The sequence below is a fragment of the Streptomyces sp. NPDC002206 genome, from assembly GCF_053593595.1.
The window spans coordinates 79,891-96,718 of sequence record NZ_JBSFCW010000016.1 but is presented as its reverse complement, the minus strand read 5'-3'; the positions used below and the strand labels follow the sequence as shown (position 1 = coordinate 96,718).

At 70.8% G+C, this 16,828-nt stretch carries 13 protein-coding genes; 9 read left to right on the top strand and 4 right to left on the bottom strand.

Annotation, left to right across the window (positions count from 1 at the left end):
• Position 1: 1 nt before the first annotated feature.
• Complete coding sequence (locus ACWCP8_RS26040) at positions 2 to 652, top strand: response regulator transcription factor (protein ID WP_352269027.1); 651 nt, start codon at positions 2 to 4, stop codon at positions 650 to 652.
• Positions 653 to 751: 99 nt separating this feature from the next.
• Positions 752 to 1,909, top strand: coding sequence for an ROK family transcriptional regulator (locus ACWCP8_RS26035; RefSeq protein WP_352269026.1), 1,158 nt, complete (start codon positions 752 to 754; stop codon positions 1,907 to 1,909).
• A 49-nt stretch (positions 1,910 to 1,958) separates the two neighbouring features.
• On the opposite strand, the gene ACWCP8_RS26030 is transcribed toward ACWCP8_RS26035, so the two are convergent.
• Positions 1,959 to 2,726, bottom strand: a complete 768-nt coding sequence (locus ACWCP8_RS26030) for a GntR family transcriptional regulator (RefSeq protein WP_326632077.1) — start codon at positions 2,724 to 2,726, stop codon at positions 1,959 to 1,961.
• Between the two features lie 265 nt (positions 2,727 to 2,991).
• Complete coding sequence (locus ACWCP8_RS26025; protein ID WP_451118460.1) at positions 2,992 to 3,876, bottom strand: RNA polymerase sigma-70 factor; 885 nt, start codon at positions 3,874 to 3,876, stop codon at positions 2,992 to 2,994.
• A 190-nt stretch (positions 3,877 to 4,066) separates the two neighbouring features.
• On the opposite strand from ACWCP8_RS26025, the gene ACWCP8_RS26020 reads away from it, so the two are divergent.
• The 5 genes from ACWCP8_RS26020 to ACWCP8_RS26000 all read left to right on the top strand — a co-directional run bounded on the left by ACWCP8_RS26020 (position 4,067) and on the right by ACWCP8_RS26000 (position 12,565).
• Positions 4,067 to 4,897, top strand: a complete 831-nt coding sequence (locus ACWCP8_RS26020; RefSeq protein WP_352269023.1) for an alpha/beta fold hydrolase — start codon at positions 4,067 to 4,069, stop codon at positions 4,895 to 4,897.
• 206 nt (positions 4,898 to 5,103) lie between these two features.
• A complete protein-coding gene (locus ACWCP8_RS26015; protein ID WP_352269021.1) occupies positions 5,104 to 6,684 on the top strand; it encodes an alkaline phosphatase D family protein in 1,581 nt (526 codons plus the stop codon).
• Positions 6,685 to 6,767: 83 nt separating this feature from the next.
• Positions 6,768 to 8,141, top strand: a complete 1,374-nt coding sequence (locus ACWCP8_RS26010; protein ID WP_451118457.1) for an SWIM zinc finger family protein — start codon at positions 6,768 to 6,770, stop codon at positions 8,139 to 8,141.
• Positions 8,138 to 10,831, top strand: coding sequence for a DUF6493 family protein (locus ACWCP8_RS26005; protein WP_451118455.1), 2,694 nt, complete (start codon positions 8,138 to 8,140; stop codon positions 10,829 to 10,831). The genes ACWCP8_RS26010 and ACWCP8_RS26005 overlap by 4 nt, the downstream gene beginning before the upstream one ends.
• 261 nt (positions 10,832 to 11,092) lie before the next feature.
• A complete protein-coding gene (locus tag ACWCP8_RS26000) occupies positions 11,093 to 12,565 on the top strand; it encodes a GNAT family N-acetyltransferase (RefSeq protein ID WP_451118453.1) in 1,473 nt (490 codons plus the stop codon).
• On the opposite strand, the gene ACWCP8_RS25995 is transcribed toward ACWCP8_RS26000, so the two are convergent.
• Positions 12,501 to 13,712 (bottom strand): trans-sulfuration enzyme family protein, encoded by a 1,212-nt coding sequence (locus ACWCP8_RS25995; RefSeq protein ID WP_352269016.1) that lies wholly within the window; start codon positions 13,710 to 13,712, stop codon positions 12,501 to 12,503. The two genes, ACWCP8_RS26000 and ACWCP8_RS25995, sit on opposite strands and share 65 nt — an antisense overlap.
• A gap of 59 nt (positions 13,713 to 13,771) precedes the next feature.
• On the opposite strand from ACWCP8_RS25995, the gene ACWCP8_RS25990 reads away from it, so the two are divergent.
• Positions 13,772 to 14,278: an Lrp/AsnC family transcriptional regulator gene (locus ACWCP8_RS25990; RefSeq protein ID WP_451118450.1), complete on the top strand. Its 507-nt coding sequence runs from the start codon at positions 13,772 to 13,774 to the stop codon at positions 14,276 to 14,278.
• A 145-nt stretch (positions 14,279 to 14,423) separates the two neighbouring features.
• A complete protein-coding gene (locus ACWCP8_RS25985) occupies positions 14,424 to 16,109 on the top strand; it encodes a DUF885 domain-containing protein (RefSeq protein ID WP_355998123.1) in 1,686 nt (561 codons plus the stop codon).
• A 172-nt stretch (positions 16,110 to 16,281) separates the two neighbouring features.
• On the opposite strand, the gene ACWCP8_RS25980 is transcribed toward ACWCP8_RS25985, so the two are convergent.
• The gene (locus ACWCP8_RS25980) at positions 16,282 to 16,770 is read right to left on the bottom strand and encodes a rhodanese-like domain-containing protein (RefSeq protein ID WP_352269012.1); all 489 of its coding nucleotides are present in this window, start codon (positions 16,768 to 16,770) and stop codon (positions 16,282 to 16,284) included.
• Between the last annotated feature and the right edge of the window lie 58 nt (positions 16,771 to 16,828).

Sequence of the window (16,828 nt, the reverse complement as noted above, 5' to 3'; positions counted from 1 at the left end):
GATGCCGGTTACCGTTCTTCTGGTCGATGACGAACCTCTCGTACGCGCGGGGCTGCGCGCGGTCCTTGAGGCTCAGCCCGATATCGAGGTGGTGGGCGAGGCGGCCGACGGCGCAGCAGTGATCCCGCTGGTGCACAGGTTGCGCCCCGATGTGGTGGCGATGGATGTGCGGATGCCCTTGATGGACGGCATCGAGGCGACCCGGGTGGTGCTGCGCACGGTGCCTGATCCGCCGAAGATCCTGGTGGTGACGACATTCGAGAACGACGAGTACGTGTACGAGGCGCTGCGCGCCGGGGCGGACGGCTTTCTGCTCAAGCGTGCCCGGCCCGCGGAGATCGTGCATGCGGTGCGCCTGGTCGCCGAGGGTGAGTCTCTGCTGTTCCCGGCCGCGGTCCGGCAGCTCGCCGCCGAGTACGGGACGAGTAAGGCGAAGGCGGTCATGAAGCGGGCATCGCTCACCGAGCGCGAGGCTGCGGTGCTCCGGTTGATGGCCCGGGGACTTTCGAATGCGGAGATCGCCGCCAAGCTCGTGGTCGGCGTCGAGACGGTGAAGACCCATGTCAGTGCGGTGCTGGCCAAGTTGGGGGCCAGGGATCGGACCCAGGCGGTGATCGCCGCGTACGAGTCCGGGTTCGTGGCTCCGAGCTGACGCCGGCCCCACCCGGAACCCGTCGCGGCCAACGGTCGCCCTGCTTCCAGGCAGCGAGTACCATCCGCCTGACATGCGCACGAGCTGGAAGGAATCACCGTGGGCCGGCTGACCGGTGGGGACCCGTCGCTGCTGCGACGGATCAATTCCGCGGTGGTGCTTCATGCGCTCAGGGGTGCCCACTCCCCCACGCTCACGGACCTGACCCGGATCACAGGACTGTCCCGGCCCACGGTGGAAGGCGTCGTCGAGGGGCTTTTCGAGGCCGGGCTGGTCGTCGAAGCGACGCCCGACGAGGGTGAAGCCAGGCGTCAGGGCAGGCCGGCCCGCCGGTTCCGGTTCCGCGCGGAGGCAGGGCATCTGCTCGGCATCGAGATCGGTCCGCACCGCGTCTCCGCGCTGCTGTCCGGGCTGGACGGCCGGATCATCGGTGCCGGTTCGCGCGAGGTGTCGGAGACCGCCGGCGCGGATGACCGGCTCGACCGGGTCAGGGCCGTGGTCGCCGATCTCCTGCGGCGTACCGGGGTGGCCCGGAGCAGTCTGCGTGCGGTCGGGGTGGGCAGCCCGGGCATCGTTGAGGCCGACGGGACGGTACGGCTGGGCACCGCGCTGCCGGACTGGACCGGTCTCGCGCTCGGTGAGCGGCTGCGGCGCTCCTTCCGATGTCCGGTCCTGGTGGAGAACGACGCCAATGCAGCGGCCGTGGCGGAGCACTGGAAGGGCGCGGCCACCGAGTCCGACGACATCGTGTTCGTCCTTGCGGGGCTGAGTCCGGGAGCCGGTTCACTGATCGGCGGTCGGCTGCACCGCGGTTTCGGTGGGGCAGCGGGAGAGATCGGCGCGCTGCATCTGCTGGGCCGCGAAGTCACTCCGGAGAAGCTGCTGTCGACGACGGACACGCCGCTGGACCCGTTGGACGAGCAGGCTGTCGCCGCGGTGTTCGCGCAGGCTCGCCACGGCGACGCGCGGGCAATGGCGGCGGTCGAGCGGTTCATCCAGCGCCTGGTGCACGATGTGGCGGCGCTGGTGCTGGCCCTCGACCCGGAGCTGGTGGTCGTCGGCGGGTGGGCCGCGGGACTGGACGGCGTCCTTGATCCGCTCCGCGGCGAACTGGCCCGTTACTGTCTCCGGCCACCGCGGGTCACGCTGTCGCTGCTCGGCGAGGCGGCCGTGGCCACCGGCGCGCTGCGCCTGGCACTCGACCATGTCGAGGAGCAGCTGTTCGCGGTGGAGGGCACGGTGACGGCCCGCCGCTGAGTGCGACGGGCCGCGCGTTCATGTACGGGGCCGACGGGGCCGGCCGGTTTCAGGAAGCCTTGCGCTCCTGACCGGGGTGACTGATTTCCAGGTCACCCGCGGCGCCGAAGGTGAGCCGGCAGGTGTCGGCCCGATAGGTGGCGACGGAGACAGCGGCCGTGCCTCCTGCGGCAAGGTAGCGGGTGGTGACGACAAGCACAGGTGCGCCGGGGAGGCGGTCGAGCTCCTTGGCGTCGTCCGCACGGGCCGAACCGAGCTCCACCGAACGGTCCTGGCCGTCGAGGCCGAGACGATGCAGTTCACGCACGACACTGCGGGCGCGGGTGGGACCCGACGGGCTCTCGATCGCCGACAGTTCGGGCACGGACGACGACGGCACGTACAGGAGCTCCGCCGCGACAGGCTGTCCCTGGGTGACCCGGATCCGGCGGACGATGTGCACGGACTCGTCGCTCTCCACGTCGAGCATGGCGAGCACCGGGGCGGGTGCGACGGCGGTCGTGCAGTCGACGGCCTGCCAGGCCTCGCCGGCACCGCCGTCCGTCCAGTCGTGCTGCGCGGTCGAGACGGCTACGCCGAGGCGCGGCGGTGCGACGGTGGTCCCGACGCCCCGGCGGCGCTGCAGCCTGCCTTCGAGTTCGAGCTGCTCCAGAGCCTGCCGGAGCGTGGCCCGTGCAACGCCGAACCGGGCAGCGAGCTCACGCTCGTTGGGCAGGATCTCTCCCACCGCAAAGTCCGAGTCGAGTGCCTCACTGAGCACGGTCTTGAGGTGCCAGTACTTCGGCTCCTGTACCGATTCCAGCTGCGTGGTCCCCACCCTGTCCTCCGCAATCACCCAGCGTCTTATTCCGCGACGTTATTTATTAAAGGTTCCTGTCTTAACGTTGAGACCATAGGACGGCACACCCCCTTGGTCAAGACCAATCCTTATTCCGTCACGCAGCGAAACGGGCCTCAGCCACAGAGCGTTCACAGGACGTTCGTGGTGCCGTGAGGCCCGCGCAGCACAAAGCCCCACGTCCGGCGGGTCCGTGGGGCTTCGGTCGAGGCAGGTGTCGGGGGCGGGCGTCGAATCGGGCGGGCTATTCGGCAGCCAGGCTGATGAGTTTGTCAGGATTGCGGACGACATATATGCACTGGATGACGCCGTCCTTGACGTCGACCTGGAAGACGGAATCGGGCTTTCCACCCAAAAGCACCAGCAGGGCCGGGCCGCCGTTGAGCTCCACGAATCGGATCTCCATGTCCGGAGCCTGATCGTGGGCGACGGCCATGAGGAAGCGGCCGACCTTGTCCTGGCTCTCGATGATCCGCAGCGGCGCCTTCGACTTTCCGCCACTGTCGCCGACCAGCCGCACATCGGGGGCGAGCAGCGCCAGCAGCTCCTCGATGTCGCCGCCCGCCGCCGCGGAGAGAAACCGTTCCGTGAGGTCACGGCGCTGGGCCGGGTCCACGTCGTAACGCGGCTTGCGCTCCTCCACATGCCGCCGGGCACGCCCGGCGAGCTGACGTACCGCAGCCTCGGTCCGGTCGAGGGTCGTGGCGATCTCCGCGTACGGGAAGCCGAAGGCCTCGCGCAGGACGAAGACGGCGCGCTCCAGCGGGGAGAGCGATTCGAGGACGACGAGCACGGCGACCGATACGGAGTCGGCGAGGACAGCCTGCTCGGCGGTGTCGGGAACAGCGGCACCGAAGTCGGTGACGAGCGGTTCGGGCAGCCAGGGTCCGACGTACGCCTCGCGCCGCGACTGCAACTGCCGGAGCCGGTCGACGGCGAGGCGGGTGGTGATCCGTACGAGGAACGCCCGCGGCTCCCGTACGTCCTCGCGCGACGCGGACGACCAGCGCAGCCACGCCTCCTGCACCACGTCCTCGGCGTCGGCGATCCGGCCGAGCATGCGGTAGGCGACCCCGGTGAGGACGGGGCGGTGTTCTTCGAAGACGTCTGTCACGGTGTCGGTGGTCACCGCTCCATCCCAGCCGACGCGCCGCGCCGTGTCCAGCACGAATTTCCCAGCCCCCTTGAACTGCGGGCTACCGCACGGTAATTGTTGTTGACGAGGCGTCTAAATCCCTTCAGGCAACACCTTTTGCACAGCCCACACGGAAGACGGCACTCCAGTCCTTCACGCACGGCCCACCCCTGGGAGCAGCAGCATGGCCGGCACGGTCTCGTTCAGCGTCGACTCACCCCGAGGTCCGCGGACCGTTTCCGTGGCATACGAACGGACCGGTTCCGGAGAGCCGCTGCTGCTGCTCCACGGCATCGGACACCACCACCAGGCCTGGGATCCGGTGCTGCCCGTGCTGGCGTCGGAGCGGGATGTCATAGCCGTGGATCTGCCCGGTTTCGGCGTCTCCCCGGCGCTCCCGGACGGTGTTCCGTACGACCTGGGGAGCGTGGTGCCGGTGCTCGGCGCGTTCTGTGAGGCGCTCGGCGTGGACCGGCCGCATGTCGCAGGGAACTCGCTCGGTGGACTGCTGGCACTGGAGCTGGGCCGCGAGAAGCTCGTACGGTCGGTGACGGCGCTGTCGCCCGCCGGTTTCTGGACGCAGAGCGAGCGGCGCTACGCGTTCGCAACGCTGCGGGCCATGCGACGGGGAGCGCTGGCCATGCCGATGCCCTTGATCGTAGGGCTCTCGCGGAGCGCGGCCGGGCGTACCGCGCTGACGAGCACCATCTACGCGCGACCCGGCCGCCGTTCACCCGAGGCGGTCGTCTCGGAGACCGTGGCCCTGCGCGAGGCGTCCGGATTCCACGAGACGCTCGCCGTCGGACGGAGTGTCGCGTTCACCGACGATGTGCCGGGGCTGCCGGTGACTGTCGCCTGGGGCAGTCGCGACCGTCTGCTGCTGCGCCGGCAGGGGATCAGAGCCAAGCACACCATCCCCGGGGCCCGGCTGGTGCGGCTGCCCGGCTGCGGGCACGTGCCGATGAACGACGATCCGGCGCTCGTGGCACGCGTCATCCTCGACACCAGTCGCTGACCAGGCAGAGGCCTCCGGACCGGTTTCACCTAGCGGCATGGCGGGCCGCACAACGCCCAACGGGAAGCGCACGGACGGGACATCGACGCCTGGCCCGCGGCCCGCTGTTCATCCGAGGTTGGTGTGCTCGCCGCCGACGGGCACAAAGGTGGGGCCCGTCGACCGGCCACCCGTACCTCTGTCCCGCTGCCCCCGGAGGCACCTCAATGTCGTACCGTCCGCGCATCCCTTCGCCCGACCGCCGCGCTGTGCTGCGCGGTTCACTGGCCGCTTCGGCCGCGCTCACGCTCCCGGTGGCAGCGGCGGCAGCCCCCGCCTTCGCCCTGTCCGGCCGGCCGCGCGCGGCCTGGGGCGTTCAGGTGGGTGATGTCACCGCATCGTCCGCCCTGGTCTGGGTGCGTTCGGACCGTCCGGCGCGGATGATCGTGGAGACGTCGGCAACGGAGTCGTTCCGGCGGGCGCGCACCTGGCACGGGCCTCTGGTCGGCTCCGGTACCGACTTCACCGGCACGACGCCGCTGTACGGGCTGCCCGCCGGCGAGCAGGTGCACTACCGGGTGACGCTCGCGGACCCGGACGATCCGCGCCGGACCGGTGAGCCGGTGTACGGGACGTTCCGTACCGCGCCCGCCCGGCGCCGCGACGGGGTCCGCTTCCTGTGGTCCGGCGACATCGCGGGACAGGGCTGGGGCATCAACCCGGACATCGGCGGCTACCGGGTGTACGACGAGATGCGCCGTCTCGACCCGGATTTCTTTCTCTGCAGCGGTGACAACATCTACGCGGACGGGGTGATCGAGCCGAGCGTGACGCTGCCCGACGGCCGGGTCTGGCGCAACGTCACCACCGAGGAAAAGGCGAAGGTCGCCGAGACGCTCGCCGAGTACCGCGGAAACTTCCGCTACAACCTCCTTGACGACAACCTGAGGAAGTTCAACGCACAGGTGCCGTCGATCATCCAGTGGGACGACCACGAGGTGCGCAACAACTGGTATCCGGGGCAGATCCTGGACGACGTCCGGTACACCGAGAAGAACGTCGACGTCCTGGCCGCGCGTTCGATGCGGGCGTTCCGCGAGTACTTCCCCGTGTCCACGCTGCACGAATCGTCCGGCGACGGCCGGGTGCACCGGGTGGTGCGGCACGGCCCGCTGCTCGACGTGTTCGTCCTCGACATGCGGTCGTTCCGCAACGCCAATTCCCCCGGCCGGCAGCCCGACGACACCACGGGCATCCTCGGCGCCGAGCAGCTCGACTGGCTCAAGCGCGAGCTGTCGCGGTCCCGCGCGGTGTGGAAGGTGATCGCCGCGGACATGCCGCTGGGACTTGTCGTCACGGACGGCGCGACGGACTTCGAGGCGGTGGCCCAGGGCGATCCCGGCGCCCCGCTCGGCCGTGAGCTGCAGATCGCGGAGCTACTGCGGTTCATCAAGCACCGCCGGATCACCGGCACACTCTGGCTGACGGCCGATGTGCACTACACATCGGCGCAGCATTACGCCCCCGAGCGCGCGGCGTTCAAGGACTTCGCACCGTTCTGGGAGTTCGTGTCGGGGCCGCTGGCCGCCGGTGGTTTCCCCGCCAATGCACTGGACAGCACGTTCGGTCCCGATCGGGTCTTCGTGCGGGCGCCCGACCGGGCGAATGTGTCGCCGATGGAGTCGCCGCAGTTCTTCGGCGAGGTCGATATCGACGGCGACAGTGGCGAGTTGACGGTGCGACTGCGGGCTCAGGGCGGTTCGGTGCTGTTCAGCAAGGTGCTGCAGCCGGGACGCGTCGGACAGTGATCCTGCGCCGCTGACCGGCGCGGGCGGAGGCCCCGGGCAGCTGTCCCGGGCCGATTGTCAGTGGCGGGTTCTACGGTTTTTGCATGACCCGATCAGTACAGGCATTGGCCTACTCCCGCCCTTCCGCCCTGGAGTCGTCCCAGGCCGGGCAGCTGCTCGGCCTGGAGACATCCGGCGGTCTCACTCCGCGCGGCGCCGAGCCCCATCCCCGGTTCTTCGCCGGCTTTCTCGCCTCGCCGAGGATCGCCGCCCGCGGCCTGCTGGCCGTGGCGGACGTGGCGTCGGCACGCTACTACCGGCGGACCCTGGCCACTTCGCTCGACCCGGTGGTGACGGGGAACGGCGACCGGCTGCGCTTCGAGTCGTTCTCCGGCTGCTGCGGGGTCTATGCGCGCCTCGACGTGCTGCAGGACGGGCTGGACGGGGCCGAGACGGGTCACGGCACGACAAATGTGGATGTCAACAATCCGCTGAGGGAAGCGCTGTCGCGGGTAGCCGGGGACGATCCGCTGCATCTGCGAGTCGGCCCGCACGAGATGGCGGTCACCACGCCGGACGGCCCGGTCGTGGAGAAGAAGGTGCCGCTGCCCGACCGGTGGCTGCGTGGGTTCGCCGAGTCGCAGGTGGCCTCGGCCGGTTTCGATCTGCGGGCCGAGCTGTCCGCCGTGGAGGCGGTGACGTTCCTGCGGTCGCTGCCCCGCTCGTCGGGCAACGCGTCGCGGGGCGCCCAGTGGGTGGTTCCCGCCGGGAAGAGCCTGCGGCCGACCACCCGGCCCACGGCAGGTGCGGTGTGCCTGCCCGGTCCCGAGCGGCTCGCGGCGCTGCAGCGAGTGCTGCGTCACGCGACGGCATTGCGGGTGTACGGGCCGGTGACGGACGGTGCGGCGGCTGCGAGCGCCTGGGAGGTGGTGCTGCCGGGGATGCGGCTCACGCTGACACTGTCGCCGGATGCCTCACGCGGCTTCTCCGGTGAGGGCGGCGTGCTCGACGCGCTGGCCACCGGCGACGCGGCAGCCGACGCCGAGCTGGTGTCCGTGCTGCTGGCCTGGGAGCCGCGGATCGAACCGGCCGACTTGGCTGAGCAGTCGGGTCTGGCCGTGGAGCGGGTACGGGCCGCGCTCACCCGGCTCAGCACAGCCGGCCGGGTGGGATACGACCTCGCGGACGCGGCGTACTTCCATCGGGAACTGCCGTACGACGCCGACCGGGCCGAGCGGCACAATCCGCGCCTGGTCGCCGCCCGGCAGCTGGCAGGTTCGGGCGCGGTCGCGCTCGACGGGGAACTGGCGGCCGTGGCCTCGGGGGAACGCCGCTATCAAGTGCGGGAGAGGGGCGGAGTGCTGAGCTGTACCTGCCAGTGGTGGGCGGACTACCGGGGGCGGCGGGGCCCGTGCAAGCACGCGCTGGCTGTCCGGATGGTCCGCCGGGGTGCGCCGGCTGCCGGGAGTGCGCGATGAAGGAGTTGCTCACCGCCGTACGGGAAGGGCGCAAGGAAGACGTCCCTGCGCTCCTTGCACCGCTGGACCGCGCGAAGCGAAGGCTGGCGCTGGCGGAGTTGAAGGCGCTCCGCAAGGAGGCGCGGAGCTGGGGTTGGCGTGAACGAGACAAGATTCAAAAGGCCCTGCTGATCGCGGGTGCGGGCTGTCACAGTGGCGCTGCGGGCTGCGCCACCTGGATCGGCGGCCGGGAGCTGCGCGACTGGACGCGATCCCCGTACCCACTGGTGCTGGAAGCTCTCGCGGACCGCGATCCTGCCTGGCTGGGCGACCTCGCCCATCGGCTGGCAGCGCGGCCCACGGCCTCCCGGATCGACTACCGGTTCGTCTCCGAACTGGCGAAGTTGGCACAGTGCCCGGTGCCCGCCACGGAGGGCTTCGTGCTGGGCTGGGCGGAGACGATCTCCACCGCACAGTGGCAGCACAGGAGTCGGCGTCCGCTGATCGACATTCTGCGCACCGATCCGCATCTCACGGTGCTGGTGCCCCGGCTATTCGAGACGACGGAACTGCCCCCGCAGGTGATCTGGTACGGCGATCCGGACTCCCACTCCGCCGACCACTGGCCCACCGCCCTGGCCACTTTGGTGGAAGAGGGGCTCCTGGAGCGCTCCGTGCTCGTCGACAGCTGTGTGACCCGGCTGCTTCGTGGCGGGAAACCCGGCGACCTGCGGTTCTTCCTGGACGTGTTGCGGCGCCTCGCACTCACCGAGCGGGAGGAGGCCGAGCGGGTCGCCGACTGGATCGGGATGGCGGCCGAGGGCATCTCCACTGTCGCGGGCCACGCGCAGGAGGTGCTTGCCCGGCTGGACGAGCGCGGAAAGCTGACCACGCGGGCTCTGGCGGACGTCTCGGGTTCGGTGCTGTTCCGTACCGAGAAGAAGCTGGTCCGGGCCCAGCTCGTGCTGCTCGGTAAGGCGCTGCGCCGCGACGCTTCGACGGCCGAGGAGCTGCTGCCGGTCGTCACCGAGGCCTTCGGGCACGAGGACATCGGCATCCAGGAGCGGGCACTGAAGCTGGTGGCTCGGTACGCACCTGCTCCCGGTGACCCGCTCCGCGAGGAACTCGCCCTGTCCGCAGGGGCGTTGGGCCTGGCGCACCGGACCGTGGCGGCCGAGGTGTTCGGGGATCTGCTCGTCGCCAGGCCGCAGACGGAGCCGTACATGGAGCTGCTGCCACCCGCACCTGCCCCGCGTCGCCTCGAACCGGCACCGGAGACGTTGGCCGAGCTCGTCGAGGAGGTGGTGGCACTGGTGAGATCCGGATCGCGTGAGGTCACCGCTTTCGAACGGGCTCTGGACGGGCTGGTCCGCCATGCCCACACGGACCGGTCGGCGTTGGCGGAGGCTTTGCGCGAGGCGCTGGCGGGTCAGTGGTGGCTCGACGACGACATGCTGTCCGGCGTCGAGCGCCGGCTCACCAGGGAGGCGGGCATCGAACTCGTCGTTGCCGTACTGCTGGGCAGAGTGTCGGTGCGGGCAGTGCATGACGGGCGCGCCGTCCGCACCGGGACGGCAACCTGTGTGCACGCCGCGTTCGACGAGGTGCTCCGGGCACGGCTCTGGGAGGCCGCCTACTCCGTGCTGATCGGCAGGTCGCCGTTTCTGCTGGCCACGCCGACGTGGCACACCGGCTCGGTGGACCCTGCAGAACTGGTTGAGCGACTGCGTACGTATCAGCGGTTCGGCATCGAACCCGGGGCCGCCGACTTCGCCCAGGCGCTGTTGCGCGTACGGCGCAGTGGTCAGCGCGAGGCAGCCGCGGCGGCCGCCCTGCTCGGCACCGTGCAGGGCAACCGGCTGGCCGCCTGGCTGAAAGCGGACGAACCGGACGCGCCCGTGTTCCGGCGCCATCAGGAGACCGAACAGGCCCCGTCCCGCAGCTGGTTGCAGCGATCGACTGCCGGAGCACGGCGCGTCCTGCTGGCCGCAGAGGAACGGCCGGTCATCCAGCAGGAGTTCCCGCGTCCTTTCCACTGGCTGGGCAGTCCGCACCTGCCGGACCGCCGCCACTGCTACCACGGGGGTGAGCAGCCCGAGTCCTGGTTCGCCACTCTGCCCGAGGACGGCGAGACAGTGGCCACCTGGCTTCTCCCCGTCATCACGGCCTGTGCGACCGAGGAACTGCGGGGTGCGGCCCGGCCGCTGCCTGGGCTCGTCGAACTCGGCGGCCCGGCCGCCGAGGCCATCCATCTGGCCCTGGCGTACGGGTTGGGGGCCCGCCATCCCGAGGACCGGCTGTCGGCAGTGGATGCCCTGCTGGTGCTCGCCGCCCAGGGCAGGCTGGACGCGGCACTGCTCGGCAGGGAGCTGGCGGCTCTCGTCGGCCGTGACCGGGTGAAGCCCAATCGGCTTGCGGAGTCCGCTCGTACGGCCGCCGCCACCGGCGCATACAGGACGGTGCTCTCCGTGCTGGCCGCCGTACTGCCCGCGCTGCTGGCATACGAAAAGGCACCGCACGGGCTGAGCGTCCTGCTGTCCGTGGCCGCCGAATGCACGGAGCGCTGCGGTGGGGTAGGGGCCGGGCCGATAGCGGGGCTCTCCACACTGGCCGCGCGCGGCGGATCGTCGCAGTCGGTGCGCCACGCGGTGCGGCTGCAGGCCGCCTGGGAGCAGGGTGCGGGGGCGACGGCCGTGGACATCGTCCCGTAACCGGATTCGCCTCGCTGTAACCGGGCGCGCATCGCCGTGACCGGACAGGCCCCGAATCGGCCCGCCCCACCACGCCACTCGCTGCCCGCACCCGCTGCGAACGGTTCACAAGCTGCCGCAACCCGCGCACGCACCGCCACAACCGCAATCACTCAAGACGTTAACCCGCCAAAAACCGGCGATAGGGGACTAGATCCATACTTAACCCATCAGTCACAAGGCGTTCGTGATCAGGCAACACCGCTCCGTCACAGTGGAGCCATGACTGATGTGACATCCGCGAAGAGTGCCCGCCGCCCCCACCACTGGCGGCGGGACCTGATCGAACTGGCCGCCCTGTTCATCGCGGTCGCGGTGGCCGACGCGATCGCCAACCTGATCGGGCACCAGCCGGACGGGCCGTACCTGCTGGTCGCCTCGGCCGTGGCGCTGACTGCAACGGCCACGTTCCACACATGGTGGGCACGGCGGCACAGTCACGCGCCGCCGCCGACCGCCGACGGCCTGGGTGCCGACCACGACAGCTCGGACCCGGGCCTTTCCGCCGACCGCCTCGCCGCCGCCACACGTACCGGCACCACTACCGGCGCCGTCGCTCCGGTGACTGCGCCCGCCGCCGCAGGCCCTGCCCTCTCCCCCGGGGAAACGGTGCTGTGGCGGATGCGTACCACTGTCCGCGACACCCCCGGCAGCCTGGCCGCGCTGTGCATCGCGCTCGCCCGGCACCGGGTCGACATCCTCACCCTGCAGACGCACCCGCTGGCCGAGGGCACGGTCGACGAGTTCCTGCTGCGTGCCCCGGCCACGCTCCAGGCGCAGCAGCTGAGCCGGGCCATTTCCGCCGCGGGCGGCAGCTCCACCTGGATCGAGCGTGCCGACGCGCACGATCTGGTGGATGCTCCGACGCGCATTCTGGGCCTCGCCACGCGCACAGCCCTGGATGCGGCCGAACTCCCCCTCGCCCTGCGTCAGCTGCTCGGCCGCTGCACCATCCACTCGACCCCGGCCGTCTCACTCAGTGGCCGCGCCACCGGCGAGACCGCGCCGGTCGAGGGGGTGCTGGAGGAGACCGTGATGCGGCTGCGTGACCCGTCCGGCGGTGCGATCACGATCGAACGGCCCTATCTGCCGTTCACGCCGACCGAGTTCGCCCGGGCCCGTGCCCTGGTCGAGCTCGACGCGCGGCTCGGCCCCCGCGTCCCGCGCAGCGAGCACGTGCTCACGCTCCCCGAGGGCAACGAGATCACCGTGCGCCGCGCGGACCAGAGCGACGTGGCAGCCGCCCGCGCCATGCACGACCGCTGCTCCGATCAGACACTGCGGCTGCGGTACCACGGCCCGGTCCGTGACGCCGACCGCTATCTGGACCACCTGCTCAGCCCCCGGTTCGGCCGCACCCTGGCTGTTCAGACGGCCTCCGGCCGGCTCGTCGCCCTCGGCCACCTCCTCTGGGACGGTGACGAGACCGAGGTCGCCCTCCTCGTCGAGGACGAGTGGCAGCGCCGCGGCATCGGCTCCGAGTTGCTGGGCCGCCTGGTGACGCTCGCCATCGAGGCCGGCTGCGAGAGCGTCTACGCGGTCACCCAGGCGTCCAACACCGGCATGGTCGCCGCGATGCGGGCCCTCGCGCTGCCTCTCGACTACCAGATCGAGGAAGGCACGCTCGTCATCACCGCCCGGCTGGAAGCGACACCGGTACGGTCGCTGCCGCCGTACGAGCAGGCGGGTCGCTGAGCGCCTGACACAGGTCGGCCCACAGGTCCTCGACGTCCTCCAGACCGACCGACATGCGCAGCAGCCGGTCGCCGACACCCGCGGCCTGCCGGTCTCCCTCATCCACAATGCGGTGGCTGATGGAGGCCGGATGCTGGATCAGGCTGTCGACACTGCCGAGGCTGACCGCCGGCGTGATGAGCCGTACCGCGGAGATCACCCGGTGCGGATCCCCGTACACCTCGAACGAGACCATCGCTCCGCCCACCTTCGGGTAGTGGACCCGGGCAATGCGTGGGTCGGCAGTCAGCCGACGGGACAGTTCGGCGGCGCTCGTGGAAGCGGCCCGGACCCGCACCGGCAGGGTGGAGAGCCCGCGCAGCAGCAGATACCCGGCCATGGGGTGCAGCACCCCGCCGGTGGCGAAGCGGACCTGACGCAGGCGGGCCGCGAACTCCTCGTCGCAGGCGACGACCCCGCCCATCACATCGCCGTGCCCGCCCAGGTACTTGGTGGCGCTGTGCAGGACGATCCTGGCCCCGTGCTCGACGGGCCGTTGCAGGACGGGGGTGGCGAAGGTGTTGTCGACGAGCAGCGGCACCGAGCCGCAGGAGTGCGCGAGCGCCCGGATGTCGACCTCGGCGAGCGTCGGGTTCGCCGGCGTCTCGACCATCACCAGACCTGTGTCCGGACGGATGGCTCCCGCGATGCCCGCCGGATCGGTCCAGGTGACTTCGGTGCCCAGCAGTCCGGCGCCGAGGAGATGGTCGCTGCAGCCGTAGAGCGGGCGGACGGCGACCACATGGCGCAGCCCCATGCTCGCGCGGGCCAGCAGGACGGCGGTGAGCGCCGCCATTCCGCTGGCGAACGACACGGCGCTCGCGGTCCCTTCGAGCCGGGCGAGTGCCGTCTCGAATCGGGCCGTGGTCGGGTTGTCGAGCCGGGCGTAGACGGGCGGCCCGTCGAGCCTGGCGCCGGTGGTGGCGAAGGTGTCGATCCGTTCCGCCTCTCCCCTGGAGTCGTACGAGGGGTAGGTGGTGGACAGATCGATCGGCGGGGCGTGCAGGCCGAGTGCAGCGAGGTCGTCGCGTCCGGCGTGCACTGCTTCGGTGGCCAGCGCCCTGGACCGGGGTGTCGTCAAGGGCCGCATCGAGGCTTCGGTGTCCATGACACCACTCTGAACAGTCGCCGGACCATCGCGGTGAAGTGTCGTGCTACGTTCGGCGAATGACCGAATCTGTCGTTCTGGACCCGGTGGACCTGCACATTCTGCGGCTCCTGCAGAACGATGCCCGGACCACCTACCGTGAGCTGGCCACGGAGGTCGGCGTCGCGCCGTCGACCTGCCTGGACCGGGTGACCCGGCTGCGACGCTCGGGGGTGATTCTCGGCCATCAGCTCCGTCTCGACCCGGCTCGGCTCGGCCGCGGTCTGGAGGCGCTCCTCTCGGTACAGGTCCGCCCGCACCGCAGGGAGCTCATCGGCCCGTTCGTCGAACGGATCAGGGCCCTGCCGGAGTCCCGTGCACTTTTCCATCTGACCGGCCCCGACGACTACCTGGTCCATGTGGCAGTCGCGGACACCGCGGATCTGCAGCGGCTGGTGCTGGACGAGTTCACCTCGCGGCGTGAGGTGGCCCGGGTGGAGACCCGGCTGATATTCCAGCAGTGGGAGTGCGGGCCGCTGCTGCCTCCGTCGGCCGCAGCGGCCGGACGGGTCGCGGAGACCGAATGACCGGCCCGGCCACCTCGTCGAACGGCCGGGACCGGCCATCGCGGCCGAACGATCAAGTCCGGTCACCGGGAATGTCACATCTGCGACAGGCCGTCGAGGCCGATTGCTAGTGACGCAGGCCCCCTGCCCGTACGAGGATATTCGCATGTCAGAGACTACGCACAGCGCACTGCCCCGCCAGGTCGCCGACGACTACGTCGACGCATTCATCGAACTCGACCCGATCGCAGGCACCTACCTCGGCGTCGAGGCAAGCTCCAGCCGCCTGCCCGACTTCTCCCCCGCCGGGCAGGAAGCTCTTGCCGAGCTGGCCCGCACCACCCTGGTGAAACTCGACGCGGCCGAGCAGCTGCCGGGCGCGGACAGCGATGCCGAGCGCCGCTGCGGCCGCCTGCTGCGCGAGCGGCTGACGGCGGAACTCGCCGTCCATGAGGCCGATGAGAGCTTGCGCGCCGTCTCCAATCTGCACTCCCCGGCGCACAGCGTCCGCGAGGTGCTGACGGTGACGCCGACCGAGACCGACGAGGACTGGGCCGCGATCGTGGAGCGGCTGCGCGCGGTTCCCGCGGCCCTGGAGGGGTACCGCACCTCCCTCGCGCTGGGTCTGGAACGGAAGCTGTACGGCGGCCCGCGGGCCACCACCACCTTTGTCGGCCAGCTGACGGAGTGGATCGGCGACAACGGGACGGGGTTCTTCCAGAGCTTCGTCGCTCCGGGCCCGGACGCGCTGCGCGCCGATCTGGACGACGCCGCCCGGCAGGCCACGACGTCCTTGGTGGCGCTGCGCGACTGGATGCGCGATGTGTACGCCCCCGAGATCGAGGGTGCGCCCGACACGGTGGGCCGCGAGCGGTACGCCCGCTGGTCGCGCTATTTCAACGGCACCGATCTGGACCTCGACGAGGCGTACGCGTACGGCTGGTCCGAGTACCACCGGCTGCTCGCCGAGATGAAGACCGAGGCCGAGAAGGTACTGCCGGGCGCGGGTCCCTGGGAGGCGCTGGCCCACCTCGACGTGCACGGCAAGCACATCGAGGGTGTCGACGAGGTCCAGGCGTGGCTGCAGGGCCTGATGGACGAGGCCATAGAAGCACTCGACGGTACGCACTTCGAACTCGCCGAGCGGGTACGGAAGGTAGAGTCCCGGATTGCACCGCCCGGCGGCGCCGCGGCTCCCTACTACACCGGCCCCTCCGAGGACTTCTCGCGTCCCGGCCGCACCTGGCTGCCCACCATGGGCGAGACCCGCTTCCCGGTGTACGACCTGGTCTCCACCTGGTACCACGAGGGCGTGCCCGGTCACCACCTGCAGATCGCGCAGTGGACGCATGTCGCCGACAGTCTCTCCCGCTACCAGGCGTCGATCGGCATGGTCAGCGCCAACGCCGAGGGCTGGGCCCTGTACGCGGAGCGGCTCATGGACGAGCTGGGCTTCCTGCCCGACGCCGAGCGCCGCCTCGGCTACCTGGACGCGCAGATGATGCGCGCCTGCCGGGTGATCGTGGACATCGGCATGCATGCGGAACTGGAGATCCCGTCGGACTCCCCCTTCCGTCCCGGCGAGCGGTGGACGCCCGAGCTGGCCCAGGAGTTCTTCGGCAACCACAGTGGCCGGCCGGCGGAGTTCGTGGAGAGCGAACTGACTCGCTACCTGTCCATGCCGGGCCAGGCCATCGGCTACAAGCTGGGCGAGCGTGCCTGGCTGCTGGGCCGGGAGAACGCCCGCAAGGCGCGCGGCGACGCGTTCGACGCCAAGGCCTGGCACATGGCTGCCCTGTCGCAGGGGCCGCTGGGTCTGGACGATCTGGTCGACGAGCTGTCGAAGCTCTGACTCCGGACCGCACTCAGTGGGACGGCGGCCGGGCCCGGTCCAGTGCCATGGGCCCGGCCGCCGTCGGCCACCCGCTTGCGCCCGCTGCCTCCCGCTGCCCAGGTCAGTTTCCGCCGGGGCGGCGGGACCGGCGATGGTCGTCGGTCCCGTCGGGACGCATGGCTTGCGCCGTTCAGCAGCCGCAGTCGTCGGAGCCGACCGGTGCGGTGAACGGGTCGGCGGTGCGCCGCCGGCGCCCTTCCCAGGTCTCGAACTCGAAGCCCTCGCGCGCCCAGTACTCGAATCCGCCGAGCATTTCCTTGACCTGGTAGCCGAGTTCGGCGAGGGCCAGCGCGGCGCGGGCGCCGCCGTTGCAGCCGGGGCCCCAGCAGTACGTGACCACGGGCACGGCCGGGTCGAGGAGGTCCCGGGCCTGCTCGGCGATGAGCGCGGTGGGCAGGTGGACGGCGCCGGGGATGTGCCCCTGGTCCCAGGAGGCGGTGGACCGGGAGTCGAGGACGACGAAGCCGGGGTCCGCGTCGGCCGCGAGCGCGGCGGCGACGTCGGAGACATCGGCGTGGAAGGCGAGCGAGGCGCCGAAGTAGGCGGCGGCCGCGGCCGGGGAGGCCGGCGGGACGCGGAGGACGGGGTTACCGACGGAGGCCATGAGCTGCGAAGTCATGACCAAAAATCTACGACTGGTGATCCTTTGCGGGAAGAGGAGATCCCCGGCACAGCGC

Coding starts and splice junctions, on each gene's coding strand:
- ACWCP8_RS26040 (WP_352269027.1), top strand. CDS start 2: ATGCCGGTTACCGTTCTTCTGGTCGATGACGAACCTCTCGTACGCGCG.
- ACWCP8_RS26020 (WP_352269023.1), top strand. CDS start 4,067: ATGGCCGGCACGGTCTCGTTCAGCGTCGACTCACCCCGAGGTCCGCGG.
- ACWCP8_RS26015 (WP_352269021.1), top strand. CDS start 5,104: ATGTCGTACCGTCCGCGCATCCCTTCGCCCGACCGCCGCGCTGTGCTG.
- ACWCP8_RS26010 (WP_451118457.1), top strand. CDS start 6,768: ATGACCCGATCAGTACAGGCATTGGCCTACTCCCGCCCTTCCGCCCTG.
- ACWCP8_RS26005 (WP_451118455.1), top strand. CDS start 8,138: ATGAAGGAGTTGCTCACCGCCGTACGGGAAGGGCGCAAGGAAGACGTC.
- ACWCP8_RS26000 (WP_451118453.1), top strand. CDS start 11,093: ATGACTGATGTGACATCCGCGAAGAGTGCCCGCCGCCCCCACCACTGG.
- ACWCP8_RS25995 (WP_352269016.1), bottom strand. CDS start 13,712: ATGGACACCGAAGCCTCGATGCGGCCCTTGACGACACCCCGGTCCAGG.
- ACWCP8_RS25990 (WP_451118450.1), top strand. CDS start 13,772: ATGACCGAATCTGTCGTTCTGGACCCGGTGGACCTGCACATTCTGCGG.
- ACWCP8_RS25985 (WP_355998123.1), top strand. CDS start 14,424: ATGTCAGAGACTACGCACAGCGCACTGCCCCGCCAGGTCGCCGACGAC.
- ACWCP8_RS25980 (WP_352269012.1), bottom strand. CDS start 16,770: ATGACTTCGCAGCTCATGGCCTCCGTCGGTAACCCCGTCCTCCGCGTC.